Here is a 13,144-nt window from a genome sequence, read left to right on the forward strand (position 1 = left end):
GGGTCGCTGAAGAGCACCGCGAGCTGGTCGGTGGCCCGGTCGGTGATCGCCGTGACGATGTCGGTGTTGTGGACGTGGTGGATGAGCGGCACGTGCTTGTCGCCGATGCCCTGGATGTTGTGCTCGCCGAACCCGTTGCGCAGCAGCGTGGGGCACTCCAGCGCCTCGACGGCGACGATCGCGGCGCCGTACGCCTCCTTGAGGTGGTCGCCGGCGCCCAGGGTCCCGGCCGAGCCGGACGCGGAGACGAACGCGCGCAGCCGCAGGTCCGGGTCGCTCGCGCGCAGGTGCTCGTAGACCGCGCCCAGGGCACGGCCGGTGCACAGCCAGTGCACCAGGTGGTTGCCGAACTCGGCGAACTGGTTGAGGATCACGTTCCCGGGGTCGCCGGCGAGCTCGTCGCAGGCCTCGTAGATCTCCCGCACGTTGCTCTCGGTGCCGGGCGTGGTGACGATGTCCTCCGGCGAGACGACCCAGCGCCGCAGCCAGTCGAAGCGTTCCTGGCTCATGCCCTCCGGCAGCACCGCGACGCCGCGGCAGCCGAGGATCCGGGAGATCGCGACGCCGCCGCGGCAGTAGTTGCCGGTCGAGGGCCACACCGCGCGCTGACTGGCGGGGTCGAACGTGCCGGTGACGATCCGCGGGACCAGGCAGCCGTACGCCGCGAGCACCTTGTGGGCGCCGATCATCGGGAACCGGTCGCCGAGGGCGACCACGATCTTGGCCTCGACCCCGGTGAGCTCGCGCGGCAGCACGACGTGAGCGGGCAGGGCCGCCCGCGACCTGCGGGTGGCGTCGTTGTACCAGTGGATGCGGAACAGGTTGCGCGGGTCGGCCTCGTCGGGCCCCACCCCTGCCAGGGCCTCCGTCGTCGCGTCCGGGATCCGGGCCGGGTCGGCCAGCTCGGCGAGCGTGGGCAACACGATGCCGGCGTCGCGGAAGTGCGCGACGGCGCGGTCTCGGACCGCGGCATCGACGACGTGGGTCTCGACGCCCAGTGACGAGCCGACTGACGACATGGGAACTCCGTTCTCTCCTGGGTCCTGATCAGGCCAACCGCTGCAGGCGCGTGGCGGCACCGTGATGGCGGCGAAGGATGTCCTCGAGGTCCGGGTGCACGAGCGCGCCGTCCTCGACGACCGGCCGGCCCGCGACCACGGTGTGCCGGGCCGCGACCGGGCCGCACCGCAGCCAGGCCTCGACCGGGTCGGTGAGCGCCCCGGCGAACGCGATGCCGGTCAGCGGCCAGCACACGACGTCGCCGACGGCGCCCGGGGTGAGGGTGCCGAGCTCACCGGTCCGGCCCAGGCACGCCGCCGACCCGCGGGTCGCGATGTCGAGCGCGTCGCGGGCGGTCATGCCCGTGGGGCCCTTGCGCTGGTGGCCCAGGAGCAGCGCCGTGCGTGCCTCGAGCCACAGCGACGCGTGGTCGGTGGAGGCCGACCCGTCACAGCCGAGCCCGACGGGCACGCCGGCCGCGCGCAGCTCGGCGACCGGTGCCATCCCGCCGCCGCCGATGAGCATGTTCGACGAGGGACAGTGCGCGACGCCGACACCGGCCGCGCCGAGCCGGCGTACCTCGTCGTCGTTGGGGTAGATGCAGTGCGCCACCCAGCTCCGGTCGGTCATCCAGCCGACGTCCTCGAAGTGGTCGATGGTCCGCCGGCCGAACGCCCTCGCCGCGAACCGGTCCTCGTCGGGGTCCTCGGCCAGGTGGGTGTGCAGGCGCACGTCGAGCCGCTCGGCCAGCTCGGCGGTGCGGCGCATCAGGTCGGAGGACACCGAGAACGGCGAGCAGGGCGCCAGCGCGATCCGCACCATCGCGCCCCACGACGGGTCGTGGTGGCGGGCGACGAGCCGCTCGCTGTCCGCGAGGATCTCGTCGTCGTCCTGCACCACCGAGTCCGGCGGCAGGCCGCCGTCCTTCTCCGACAGGCTCATCGACCCGCGGGTGGGGTGGAAGCGCATCCCGAGCTCGGTCGCGGCGGTGATCTCCGCCGAGATGAGGTCGCCGCCGCCGCGGGGGTGCACGTAGAGGTGGTCGGTGGTCGTCGTGCAGCCGCCGAGCGCGAGCTCGGCCAGGCCCACCCAGGCCGAGAGGTACGCCGCCTCCTCGTCCAGGCCCGACCAGAGCGGATAGAGCGTGGTCAGCCACGTGAACAGCGAGGTGTTCACCGACGGCCGGTGGGCACGGGTGAGGTTCTGGTAGATGTGGTGGTGGGTGTTGATCAGGCCCGGCGTCACCAGGCACCCGTCGGCGCGCAGCACCCGCGCCGCGTCCGGACGTTCGTCCCCCGGCCCGCCGACGGCCGCGATCAAGCCCCGGTCGAGGGCGATCCAGCCCCCGGCGATCTCTCGATCATCGGCGTCGAGTGTCACGACATGCTCGGCCCCGTCGATCAACAGCTCGACGGTCACACTGCGACCGTAGCCATCCCGGGATCCGCGTGGAGGCGGATTGGCGGGTCCCGCACGTGAGACGGGTCGCACCCCTCGAGTGCGCGGCGAGTCCTCAGGAGCCGGGAGCGCTCACCGCCGCCCACGGCAGCGGCGCCGAGAGGATCATGCTGCTGCTGGGCCGTCCGTACGCCGCGAGCCGGTCGATGAACGCCTCGAAGTGCGCCATCGATGCCACCGCCGCGACCATCACCGAGCAGCCGTCGCCGGTGATGCGCAGCAGCTGCAGCACCTCCGGCCAGGTCGGCACGTCCGGGTCGCGCAACAGGCAGGTCGGGCCGTAGCAGCTCATCACCACCAGCGCCTGCACCGAGCGGCCGACCGCGGCCGGGTCCACGTGCGCGTGGTAGCCGGTGATCGTCCCGTTCGACTCCAGGCGCCGGACCCGCTCGGCGACCATCGGCGCCGAGAGGTGGATGCGCCGCGACAGCTCGTTGAACGACAGCCGCGCGTCGGCCTGGAGCTCGCGCAGGATCCGCCAGTCCACCTGGTCCATGGGGCCTCCTGTCGATCGCGAAGCGGGATGGGCATCACTCGCAACGATCGTAAAGCCGACGGCCCGGCCTTGGTGCCGTCATCCCTTCAAACACCGCCGCCGACCTTCCATCCTGGAGCCATGACCAACGCCGTCGACGCGCCGTTCCGCACGATCATCGAGCCGTTCCGGATCCACTCGGTCGAGCCGATGCGGATGACGACCGCGCAGGAGCGCCGCGCCCACCTGGCGGCCGTCGACTACAACCTCTTCCAGCTGCACGCCGAGCACGTGCTCATCGACCTGCTGACCGACTCCGGCACCGGCGCGATGTCGCGCGACCAGTGGGCCGCGATCCAGCGCGGCGACGAGTCGTACGCCGGCTCCCCGTCGTACTTCGTGTTCCGCGACGCCGTGCGGCGGCTCTTCGACTTCGAGCACATCATCCCCGTCCACCAGGGCCGGGCGGCCGAGCGGATCTTGTTCTCCGTGCTCGGCGGGCCCGGCAAGGTGGTGCCGAACAACACCCACTTCGACACCACGCGCGCCAACATCGAGGCGACCGGCGCCGAGGCCGTGGACCTGGTGATCGCCGAGGGGCACGACCCGCGGTCGGACCACCCGTTCAAGGGCAACATGGACCTCGAGGCGCTCGAGGCGCTGCTGGCCGCCCGCGGCGAGGACGTGCCGTGCGTGATGGTCACGATCACCAACAACAGCGGCGGCGGGCAGCCGGTGTCGCTGGCCAACCTGCGCGGCGTGCGGGCGCTGTGCGACCGGTTCGGCAAGCCGCTGTTCCTCGACGCGTGCCGCTTCGCCGAGAACGCGTGGTTCATCCGCGAGCGCGAGGAGGGCCAGGGCGAGCGCGACGTCGCCGACATCGTCCGCGACGTCACCGGCCTGGCCGACGGCGTGACGATGAGTGCGAAGAAGGACCCGCTGGGCAACATCGGCGGCTGGCTCGCGCTCGCCGACGACGACCTGGCGCTGCAGTGCCGCAACCTGGTGATCCTCACCGAGGGCTTCCCGACGTACGGCGGCCTCGCCGGCCGCGACCTCGAGGCGCTCGCCCAGGGCCTCTCCGAGGTGGTGCAGCACGACTACCTGCGTTACCGGATCGGCTCGACGGCCTACCTCGGCCGGGCGCTGGCCGAGCGTGGGGTGCCCGTGCTGAGCCCGTTCGGCGGGCACGCGATCTACATCGACGCGCGGGCTCTGCTCCCCCACCTCGACCCGCTGGAGTACCCCGGGCAGTCGGTCGCCGTCGCCCTCTACGAGATCGGCGGCATCCGCAGCTGCGAGATCGGCACCGTGATGTTCGGTCGCCACCCCGACGGCTCCGAGCACCCCGCCGCGATGGACCTGGTCCGGCTGGCGATCCCGCGGCGCACCTACACCCAGAGCCACATCGACTACGTGATCGAGGTGTGCGAGCGGATCCTCGAGGGCGCCAGCGACCTGCCGGGCTACCGGATCGTCGACGAGCCGCCCGCCCTGCGGCACTTCACGGCGAGGTTCGCGCCGCTGCGGTGAGCGGCGCCGCTCGGTCTGGAAGCGGACGAGCGCGCCAAGTTCCCGGACATCTGCGCGGCACCCCTGGTGGCGCGATCCGGAGTCCGCGATCGTGTGCGGTGACGACCGACCGGAAGGACTGCCGCGATGCCCGACGTCCGCGTCCACAACCTCGCCATCTCCCTCGACGGCTTCGCCACGGGCGAGCCGCAGACCGCCGAGACGCCGTTCGGCCATGCCGGAGAGCGTCTGCACGAGTGGATGTTCGGCACCCGGTTCTGGCACGAGATGGCCGGCGAGCCCGGCGGGAGCGAAGGTGCCGACCACGCCTTCGCCGCGCGCCACGGGCAGGGATTCGGCGCCGAGATCATGGGCGCCAACAAGTTCGGCCCGCCCGGCTGGCAGGACGACCCCGAGTGGACGGGGTGGTGGGGCGCCAACCCGCCGTTCCACTCCCCGACGTACGTGCTGACGCACCGGCCGCGACCCTCGATCCCGATGGAGGGCGGCACCACGTTCCACTTCCTCGACGCCGCGCCGGCCGAGGCCCTCGCGCAGGCGCGGGAGGCCGCTGGTGGCCTGGACGTCCGGATCGGCGGCGGCCCCACCGTGGTCCGTGACTTCGTGGCCGCCGGCCTGGTCGACCACCTGCACCTCGTGCAGGTGCCGATCGTGCTCGGTCGCGGCGTCTCGATCTGGGACGGGCTCGAGGGACTCGAGGAGACCTACGACATCGAGGCCACGACCACCGCGAGCGGCGTCACCCACCTGACGTTCACGAAGCGCCGCTGAGCTCCCTCCTCCGCTGTAACGCCGTGTTACCCCTTCTTCCCACCATGCGGCAACGGGGGCGGAACAACAGGTAGACGGGCGTTACAGCGGCCTGGCCGGCGCCGGCGGCGCTACCACCGGGAGTCCGTCCGCAGGGGTTGCCAACAGCATCCATAAGTCGTACCTTCTATTCGTCATGACTTATGAAACCGATGCGGCGTGGGCCGCCCTGGCAGACCGGACCCGGCGGGCGATCGTGATGGAGCTCGCCGAGGGCGAGCGCACGGTCGGCGAGCTGACCGACGCACTGCCGATCAGCCAGCCGGCCGTCTCCCAGCACCTCAAGGTGCTCAAGGAGATCGGCATGGTCAGCGACCGCGCCGAGGGCACCCGCCGCAGGTACCGGCTCAACCAGCACGGTGTCGCCGCGCTGCGCGACCAGCTCGACACGTTCTGGCGCCGGACCTTGGAGAACCTCGAGAAGCAGATCGACCAGGAGACCGAACAACAGGAGGAACGATGACCCAGGAAGCAGTCGTGCAACGCCACGTGGTCGTGAACGGTACGCCGGACCAGGCGTTCGCAGTCTTCACCCAGCGGTTCGACGCGATCAAGCCACGGGAGCACAACCTGCTCGGCTCCCCCATCGTCGAGACGGTGCTCGAGCCGCACGTCGGCGGCCGGATCGTCGACCGGGCCGAGGACGGCAGCGAGTGTGCGTGGGCCCGGATCCTGGCCTACGACCCGCCCGCCCGCCTGGTGTTCAGCTGGGACATCGGGCCGACCTGGCAGCTCGAGACCGACCCCGACAACGCCAGCGAGGTCGAGCTCCGGTTCCTCGCCGAGGGCCCGGACCGGACCCGCGTCGAGCTCGAGCACCGCCATCTCGACCGCCACGGCGCCGGCTGGGAGTCGCTGCGCGACGGGGTCGCCGACGAGCAGGGCTGGCCGCTCTACCTGGACCGGTACGCCGCGCTGCTGCCGGCCCCGGTCGGCTCCTGACGCGGCGCCGTCACACCTCGTCGCGCGGCAGGGCGGAGTACGCCGCGGCCAGCGCGGCGAGCAGATCCGCGTCGGTCGTGAGGGGCTCGCCGTCGACGCTGCGCACCGCGCGTGCGGGGGCGTTGGCGTTGACCGCGAGCACCAGCTCGGCCCGCCGCAGCTCGGCCAGGGCGACGCGGCGCCGCCGGAACACCCAGCCCATCTCGTCGGCGACCCGGCCCAGCCGATCCGCCGTGATGCTGTGCAGCACTCCGTCGGCGGGGGTGGCGACCTCGCCGTCGCGCCACACCAGCACGGCCCAGGTCGCGCCCTCGAGCACGTCGCCGCCCCGGCGGAACAGCACGTCGTCGTACCCCGCCAGCTGGGCCTCGCGTCGCAGCCGCAGCGGCGTCAGCAGCGCGGTGGACTTGGTCTCGGCCGACTCGCGCTCGTGCTCGACGGTCCCGACCGCGAGGCCGGGCTCGGGCACGAAGGGGAACCGGGTGGCGCGCGAGGCGACGAGGATCCGGCAGCCGTGCGCCCGGGCCGGCGCGGCGAGGGGCAGGTCGGCCGGGTAGAGCGTCACCCGCACGGTCGCCGGCTCCGGCAGCCGCGCCAGGTGCGCCGCCACGACGACGCGCAGCCGCGCGACGTCGAGCTCGTGACCCCACAGCAACCGGGCGTCGCGCGCCAGCCTCGCGACGTGGTCGCCCCAGGCGAGCACGCCGCCGTCGACGGCCACGAACGTCGTGAAGACGCCGTACGGACAGAGCGCGAACTCCGCCGGGACCGCGTCGACGACCTCGCCGTCGAGCGAGAGCGCGGACACGCTAGCCCGCCGATCGCGCGAGGCGTGCGGCCTGCCGGAACGCCGCGGAGCGCTCCTCGTAGCTGGCGAACTCGTCGAAGCTCGGCGCCCCGGGCGAGAGCAGGACGACCTCGCAGCCGTCGAGGTCGTCGCGGATCCACGCGAGCGCCTCGGTGAAGCCGGCCGCCTGGTGGGCGCCGCCGGTCACGGCGCCGGCCTCGGCCACCCATCGCGCGCCGGCGGGACCCACGGCGACCACGCTCACCGGGGCGTCGGTCGGTCGCGCGGCGAGGTAGTCGCGCAGCGGAGCGAAGGAGAGCCCGCGGTCGGCACCGCCGAGGATCAGCGCGACGCGCGAGCTCGGATAGGTCTCGAGCGCCGCGACCACGGCCTCCGGCGCGGTCGCCAGGCTGTCGTCGACCCAGAGCCGCCCGTCCCCCGACGGGACCGGCTCGAGCCGGTGCTCGAGCGGCCGAAAGGTGCGCGCCGCCTCGAGCAGGGCGGCGCGGGCCGCGCCGTCGACCTCGAAGCCCACCGCGACCGCCGCGAGAGCCAGCCCGACGTTGACCAGGTTGTGGCGGCCCTGGATGCGCAGCTCGCCGGCGTCGAGCCGTCCCGCGGCGCCCCAGTCGATCCCGGAGTCCGACACCGCGATGCCGACGGATCCGGGCGCCACCAGGCGGGTGCCGGCGCCCGCGCTGGCGCGCACGCGCTCGGCGAGGTCACCCTCGAGATCGGGGACCACGACGACCTCGCAGCCGTGGGCGACCAGGTTGAGCTTGTCGCGGACGTACTGGTCGAAGCCGCCGTGCCAGGGCAGGTGCTCGGGGAACAACGAGGTCACGACCGCCACCCGCGGCGAGACCGAGAGGTCGGCCGCCTGGTAGCTCGACACCTCGGCCACGGCGACCCGCGCGTCGGCGGTGTCGCCGTCGGTCACCGGGGTCCCGCCGTTGCCGACGAGCGCGGCGGGGGTCCCGGTGCTCGTGAGCAGGTGCCGGATCAACGCGGATGTCGTGCTCTTGCCCTTGGTGCCGGTGACCGCGACCACGCGCGCGGCGTTGGCCGAGAGCCACAGGTCGGTCAGCGACGTGACGGCGACGCCCAGCTCGCGCACCCGGGCCAGCTCCGGCGCGGTGCGCGGCACACCGGGAGACTTGACGACCACGTCGGCCCGCTCGAGCCGCTCCAGGGCCCGCGGACCGACCGACACGAGCGGAGCGAGGTCCTCGGGCACCGCACCGTCGCCGGTGAGGACGAACGTCGCGGCCACGCCCCGGCGGCCCAGCTCGGCGTACGTCGCGCGGCCCTCGCGTCCGGTGCCCCAGATGACGACATCGCGCCCGGCGAGATCCTCAAACCGCACGGGCGACCGCTTCGAGGTCCGGGGGGAGCAGGTGCTCGTCGCGGAACGCGAACACCCGCTCGCGATCGGCGTCCGACGCCGCCAGGGCGGCGACCTCCGGCGCGTTGAGGAACGGGTGGTCCCGCCAGTCCGGGTGCTCGCGCAGCAGCGCCAGCGCGACGCGGCACTCGTCGGGCTCGCCGACGCACTCGAACGGCTTCTGCAGGCCCTCGGCGCCCAGCAGCTCGAGGAACCCGGCCGACTGCGCGGGATCGGCGAACATGTCGCGACCGCCGAAGATCGCGAGCAGGTCGGCCCGCGTCAGGAACGGGCCGAGGCACAGGAACACGAATCGGCACTTCGGGCAGTCGGCGCACCACGACGTCCGGTCGCTCGCCTGGAGCTTGAAGGCGCGGTTGCAGCTGGTGAAGACCGGGTGGTACGCGTGGTGATCGGCGAACCGGCGCGCGATCCGCAGCTCGGTGAGCGGCCGCAGGAGCGAGACGTACTCCGGAGCGGCGCCCGGCAGGCTGTCGCGGAGCAGGCGCTCGAAGCCGAGACCCTTGGACCACTGGTGGTTGACCGCCCGGCCGTGCCAGGTGACGTTGCCGTACGACGAGCTCGCCTCGTTGCTGAACGCGACGGTGTCGTAGCCGAGCGCCATCGCGGTCAGCACTGCGACGAGCGAGTTGACCGCCGTCACCGGGACGTGGCCGTTGGGTGCTCCGGCGGCGTTGAGCCGGAACAGCTCGGGGTCGAGCCGGCGGCGGGCGGTCTGGAGCGGGATGCCGGCGGTGGCCGCGGTCGCCTCGATCGGCGCGTAGCTGTTGACCGAGAACAGCCCGACGTCGTACGCCGTGGCCCTGAGTGCCTCGATCGTCACGATCGAGTCCTTCCCGCCACCGACCGGCACGAGGACCCGTCGCGTGGGCGGGCGCGTGGCCGGGCTCGCCACCGGGGCGGGCAGGTCCGGGCCCGTGATCGCCGTCTCGAGGACCTCGGGGAGGTCGTTGACGTAGGCGAACTCGCCGAGCCCGTTCCTGGCCAGCTCCTCGACGAACACCCGCTCCTGAGGGGTGAGCCCCTCGACGACGTGGAGCCGCCCCGGCGCGAACGCCTTGAAGTAGCTCAGCGACGCGGCGAGCGAGAGCAGCTTGAGGACCCGGTCGCGGGTCGTCTCGTCGACGTGGTCGAGGGTGCCCGGCAGCTCGACGACCTCGGTGAACTCGGTGGTCTCCCCGGCACGGTCGGTGCCGGCGTACGCGAGCTCGAGCTTGGTCCCGACGAGGCGCGGCGGGAGGCACCGCAGCCCCGCCACCGGCCGATCGTTCGCTGCGGTCACCACACCGCGAGTCTACCGAGGGCCTCAGCCTCCGCTCGCGGACGTGGTGGGCTCCGAATCGGGCTGGATCGACAGATCCATGCCGGGCACCAGGACGGCAGGTGGCGTCGGCGACCTCTTGAACAGCGCGGCCGCGCCCTGGAGGCCTAGTGTCATCACGATGTTGTAGAGGAACACCACGAACGCGATCAGCAGCAGGGAGCCGCTGAGCGCGGCCAGCACCATGTAGGGCAAGAACTCGTCGTCGTAGTAGATCGTGCGTCGCAGCATGCCCTGCAGGCCGGCCATGCCCATGAACGCACCCATCCCGATGCCGCCCACGAGGTGGCACCAGAAGTGCACGTTCGCCAGGCGCTGGCTGTAGAGCTCGGCGCCGTTGGTGAGGATCGGTAGCAGGTAGTAGACGGCGGCGTACAGCGTCATGGTGAGGCCCACCAGCACGGCGACGTGGACGTGTGGCCCGACGACCCACTGGGTGTTGTGCAGGATCCGGTTGAGACCGACGTCGGCCTGCATGATGCCGGCCGGTACGGCGAGCGCGAACCCGAGGAGGCCGCCGAGCAGGAACTTCAGCGGGTTGGTCATCGTCAACGGCCGCGCCAGCCAGAGCGTCGCCAGGGTGATGAAGAAGGCCAGTCCCTGGGTGATCAGCTCGAAGGCCGTGACGAACTCACCCGAGCCCATCTTCAGCGCAGCCGGCTGGGACTGGTCCGAGAGCAGGTGGTGGCTCCACACGGTCCACGACACGACGAGCTCGAGTCCGAGCGCGAACCGCGCCCAGCGAGCCATGAAGACCTCGCGGCCGGTGATGAGCTGCGCGAGGAGGTACCAGGTGCCGGCGACGAAGATCAGCACCAGCCCATCGGCCACCAGGTCGAGACCCCACCAGTACCAGTTCTTGTACAGCAGCGCGTCGATCGAGGTCGTCTCCAGACTCGTGCCAGCGACCTCGGCGACCATGTAGATGAGGATCAGCACCCCGGAGAACAAGATGATGCCCGCGTTGAAGAGCACGTCGACCGTGCCGCGGGCGATGGCCGCCACCGGCAGCGACACCAGGTGCTCCTGCTCGCGGTCCCGGCTCAGCCTGCCGGTGACGAACTTCTTGAGCGTGGTCAGACCCAGGGCGTCGCCGAGCAGCCTGCCGGCCGGCTGCCGCGTCCACCCCGGAGGCGTGTAGGTGATCGTCTTGAGGACATTGAGGACGAAGAGGATCGTGCCGACCATCACCAGGGCCACGCCCGTGATGAAGATCGCGCCCGCGACCGGCTCGAACTGGTCGAAGTCAGCAGGCAGCGGCCAGTAGAGCGTGTACAGCGGCGCGTAGTGGGTCAAGAAGCCGTCGAACCAGAACGTGAAGACACCGATCACGATCAGCCAGAGCGTCCAGTTCGCGATCTTGTAGGACCACAGCGGCTTCTTCATCAAGAACGGCACGAGGAACGTGAACGCGCCGAAGACCAGCAGGTAGCTCGATCCGAAGATGCCCACCAGCGGGTGGGCGGTCAGCATCGCGTAGTAGCGGTCCGGGTAGAGCAGGTCCTGCGGGCTCACCGCGTTGATCCTCAAGAGCATGCCCTCGATCGCGGCGAAGCCGTAGTAGACCAGCCCGAAGACGACGTACTTGAGGGTCAGGCCCTGCATCGGCGTCAGCGTGTGCGGCTTGAACGCGCCGTCCTTGCCATGGACCAGGGTCTGGGTGAACGTGCTCATCGCGCGGCACCTTCCGCGTCGGCCTGGTCGCATCCGGTCACCTCGACCGCATCCGGAACGACCATGCCGTCACCCTCGGGCCCCGAGTACTCGGTCGAGCGGATGCTGTAGGTGCCGTCGGACTCGAAGGTCCACAACAGGTCGTTGTCGTGCCCGGGCACGACCTGCATCTGGGCGATCATCGAGTCGTCGTCGCGGAACAGCCCGAATCCGTAGGTCAGGTCCGTGGTGGTCACCGAGAACCGGACGAGCTCGTCGCACGGGACCTGCAGCGGTGTCTCCGGGAGCTGCCACTCGTGGTCGCCCACCGTGATGTCGTAGCTCGCGGCGTAGTCATCGCTGCCGTGCAGGTCGTCCTTGACCCACGGGATGGTGTTGTAGGTGACCAGGTGCAGGCTCACGCCCAGCACGGCGAGGAAGCCGACCCAGAGGTAGAACACCTTCGGGGTGAGCCGGGCGGCCCCGGGCGGCTTGGTGACGCGGGTGGCGAACCAGGCGACCAGACTGATGATGAGCAGGCAGTACGCCGTGTACATGATCGTCTGGCCCCAGAGGACCGTGTGGGAGTCGATGACGAGCGACCTCATCGCAGATTCCTCCGCGGGGGCCCACCCGTGGGGCCACACCGCACGGGGAAAACTAGGACCGCCGACTCGGCGCTTGTAGGGACTTTGTGCCCGGTGCAGATGTCTGGTGGATCACGTCCTGGTGGGGCCGCCACGGCGGCCTGTTGGGGCGGGCCAGGTGTGGGTCACAGCGCCCCGACCAGCGCCCGGCACGCCTCCTCGCACCGGCGGCAGGCCTCGGCGCAGATCCGGCAGTGCTCGTGCATCTCCGCGTGCTGGGTGCACTCGTCGCCGCACGCCTGGCAGGCCGTGGCGCACGCCTCGAGGAACGCCCGGGTGAGGTTGGCGTCGTAGCCGGTGTGGCGCGACAGGGCACGACCCGTCGTGGCACAGATGTCGGCACAGTCGAGGTTCGTGCGGATGCACTTCGTGAGGTCGGCGACGGTGTCCTCGCTCAGGCAGGCATCGGCGCAGGCCGTGCACACCTGGGCGCACTCGAAACAGGCGGCGATGCACTCCGCCAGCTTGTCCCGGTCGATCCCGCCGAGGTCCTTCGGGTAGCTCTCGAGCATCTTCACGTGGGACACAGCTCAGTCCTCCATCGACGACGACGCAGGAACGCCTGGTGGCGCCCGGGTGCCGCGACGTCGGCGCGCCGGTACCCGGAAGGGCCGAGAACGTGCGCCCACCCCGGCAGGTCAGGACGTTCGGGCCGATGTCCGCGCCCCGTCAGGTCGCCGGGGCGCGCTGATCGCGCACCCACGCCACCGCGAACCCGGCGGCGAAGGCGAGGTGCACGACCACGAAGACGCGTGCGATGTCGCGCGCCTCACCGGTCAGCACCCCGACGACGTCGTTGGCGGCGACCACCCCGAACCCCACGAGGTTCGCCAACAGGACCGTACGGCGCCCCTCAGGCGCCTCGACCGTGCGCGTCATCCAGTCCAGCACCGCGATGCCCAAGAACGGCCCACCCAGCAGGCGCAGCAGCGCCAGCAGCTCGGACGACGGCTCGCTCGGCACCGCGTCGACACCGAACTGCCGGGGGACGAAGAGCAGCGCGGCGCCGAGCGCGGCCAGGTAGACGGCCGCGGCCGTCAGGAGGTTCTTCACCATGAGCAGCTCCGCCGTCTCGACACCTCCCTCATGGTGGTCGCCGCGGCCTCGGCTCGCG

Annotated in this window: 14 protein-coding genes; 4 read left to right on the forward strand and 10 right to left on the reverse strand. The window is 71.7% G+C overall.

Annotation, left to right across the window (positions count from 1 at the left end; genetic code table 11):
- From VGD85_RS21590 to VGD85_RS21600, 3 genes are all read right to left on the reverse strand, one after another.
- The coding region (locus VGD85_RS21590; protein ID WP_331065493.1) for a pyridoxal-phosphate dependent enzyme at positions 1-1,019 on the reverse strand (1,019 nt) is incomplete at its 3' end.
- Between the two features lie 28 nt (positions 1,020-1,047).
- Positions 1,048-2,418, reverse strand: a complete 1,371-nt coding sequence (locus tag VGD85_RS21595; protein WP_331065494.1) for an 8-oxoguanine deaminase — start codon at positions 2,416-2,418, stop codon at positions 1,048-1,050.
- Between the two features lie 94 nt (positions 2,419-2,512).
- A complete protein-coding gene (locus tag VGD85_RS21600) occupies positions 2,513-2,953 on the reverse strand; it encodes an Lrp/AsnC family transcriptional regulator (RefSeq protein WP_331065495.1) in 441 nt (146 codons plus the stop codon).
- Positions 2,954-3,073: 120 nt separating this feature from the next.
- On the opposite strand from VGD85_RS21600, the gene VGD85_RS21605 reads away from it, so the two are divergent.
- The 4 genes from VGD85_RS21605 to VGD85_RS21620 all read left to right on the forward strand — a co-directional run bounded on the left by VGD85_RS21605 (position 3,074) and on the right by VGD85_RS21620 (position 6,217).
- On the forward strand, positions 3,074-4,465 hold the full coding sequence (locus VGD85_RS21605) for a tryptophanase (RefSeq protein WP_331065496.1): 1,392 nt from the start codon (positions 3,074-3,076) through the stop codon (positions 4,463-4,465).
- A 126-nt stretch (positions 4,466-4,591) separates the two neighbouring features.
- Positions 4,592-5,236: a dihydrofolate reductase family protein gene (locus VGD85_RS21610; RefSeq protein WP_331065497.1), complete on the forward strand. Its 645-nt coding sequence runs from the start codon at positions 4,592-4,594 to the stop codon at positions 5,234-5,236.
- 175 nt (positions 5,237-5,411) lie between these two features.
- A complete protein-coding gene (locus tag VGD85_RS21615) occupies positions 5,412-5,738 on the forward strand; it encodes a metalloregulator ArsR/SmtB family transcription factor (RefSeq protein WP_331065498.1) in 327 nt (108 codons plus the stop codon).
- Positions 5,735-6,217, forward strand: coding sequence for an SRPBCC family protein (locus VGD85_RS21620; RefSeq protein WP_331065499.1), 483 nt, complete (start codon positions 5,735-5,737; stop codon positions 6,215-6,217). Before VGD85_RS21615 ends, VGD85_RS21620 begins: the two co-directional genes overlap by 4 nt.
- 10 nt (positions 6,218-6,227) lie before the next feature.
- Here VGD85_RS21620 and VGD85_RS21625 read toward each other — a convergent pair whose 3' ends face one another.
- From VGD85_RS21625 to VGD85_RS21655, 7 genes are all read right to left on the reverse strand, one after another.
- Positions 6,228-7,025 (reverse strand): aminotransferase class IV, encoded by a 798-nt coding sequence (locus tag VGD85_RS21625; protein WP_331065500.1) that lies wholly within the window; start codon positions 7,023-7,025, stop codon positions 6,228-6,230.
- A 1-nt stretch (position 7,026) separates the two neighbouring features.
- A complete protein-coding gene (gene murD, locus VGD85_RS21630) occupies positions 7,027-8,370 on the reverse strand; it encodes a UDP-N-acetylmuramoyl-L-alanine--D-glutamate ligase (RefSeq protein ID WP_331065501.1) in 1,344 nt (447 codons plus the stop codon).
- On the reverse strand, positions 8,360-9,694 hold the full coding sequence (locus VGD85_RS21635; RefSeq protein WP_331065502.1) for a hypothetical protein: 1,335 nt from the start codon (positions 9,692-9,694) through the stop codon (positions 8,360-8,362). The genes murD and VGD85_RS21635 overlap by 11 nt, the downstream gene beginning before the upstream one ends.
- A gap of 21 nt (positions 9,695-9,715) precedes the next feature.
- Positions 9,716-11,404 carry a cbb3-type cytochrome c oxidase subunit I gene (locus VGD85_RS21640; RefSeq protein WP_331065503.1) on the reverse strand — a complete coding sequence of 563 codons (1,689 nt, stop codon included), beginning with the start codon at positions 11,402-11,404 and terminating at the stop codon, positions 9,716-9,718.
- Complete coding sequence (locus VGD85_RS21645; protein WP_331065504.1) at positions 11,401-11,991, reverse strand: hypothetical protein; 591 nt, start codon at positions 11,989-11,991, stop codon at positions 11,401-11,403. Before VGD85_RS21645 ends, VGD85_RS21640 begins: the two co-directional genes overlap by 4 nt.
- Positions 11,992-12,155: 164 nt before the next feature.
- Positions 12,156-12,542: a four-helix bundle copper-binding protein gene (locus VGD85_RS21650; protein ID WP_414690851.1), complete on the reverse strand. Its 387-nt coding sequence runs from the start codon at positions 12,540-12,542 to the stop codon at positions 12,156-12,158.
- A gap of 157 nt (positions 12,543-12,699) precedes the next feature.
- Positions 12,700-13,144: hypothetical protein (locus VGD85_RS21655; protein WP_331065506.1), on the reverse strand; the 445-nt coding region annotated here is incomplete at its 5' end.

Origin of the sequence: Nocardioides sp. (assembly GCF_036401255.1) — a bacterium.
Taxonomy (GTDB): Bacteria; Actinomycetota; Actinomycetes; order Propionibacteriales; family Nocardioidaceae; genus Nocardioides.

What these genes read in the sequence shown, in the direction of transcription:
- VGD85_RS21605 (WP_331065496.1), top strand. Translation starts at nt 3,074, where the DNA reads ATGACCAACGCCGTCGACGCGCCGTTCCGCACGATCATCGAGCCGTTC.
- VGD85_RS21610 (WP_331065497.1), top strand. Translation starts at nt 4,592, where the DNA reads ATGCCCGACGTCCGCGTCCACAACCTCGCCATCTCCCTCGACGGCTTC.
- VGD85_RS21600 (WP_331065495.1), bottom strand. Translation starts at nt 2,953, where the DNA reads ATGGACCAGGTGGACTGGCGGATCCTGCGCGAGCTCCAGGCCGACGCG.
- VGD85_RS21620 (WP_331065499.1), top strand. Translation starts at nt 5,735, where the DNA reads ATGACCCAGGAAGCAGTCGTGCAACGCCACGTGGTCGTGAACGGTACG.
- VGD85_RS21650 (WP_414690851.1), bottom strand. Translation starts at nt 12,542, where the DNA reads ATGCTCGAGAGCTACCCGAAGGACCTCGGCGGGATCGACCGGGACAAG.
- VGD85_RS21645 (WP_331065504.1), bottom strand. Translation starts at nt 11,991, where the DNA reads ATGAGGTCGCTCGTCATCGACTCCCACACGGTCCTCTGGGGCCAGACG.
- VGD85_RS21640 (WP_331065503.1), bottom strand. Translation starts at nt 11,404, where the DNA reads ATGAGCACGTTCACCCAGACCCTGGTCCATGGCAAGGACGGCGCGTTC.
- VGD85_RS21615 (WP_331065498.1), top strand. Translation starts at nt 5,412, where the DNA reads ATGACTTATGAAACCGATGCGGCGTGGGCCGCCCTGGCAGACCGGACC.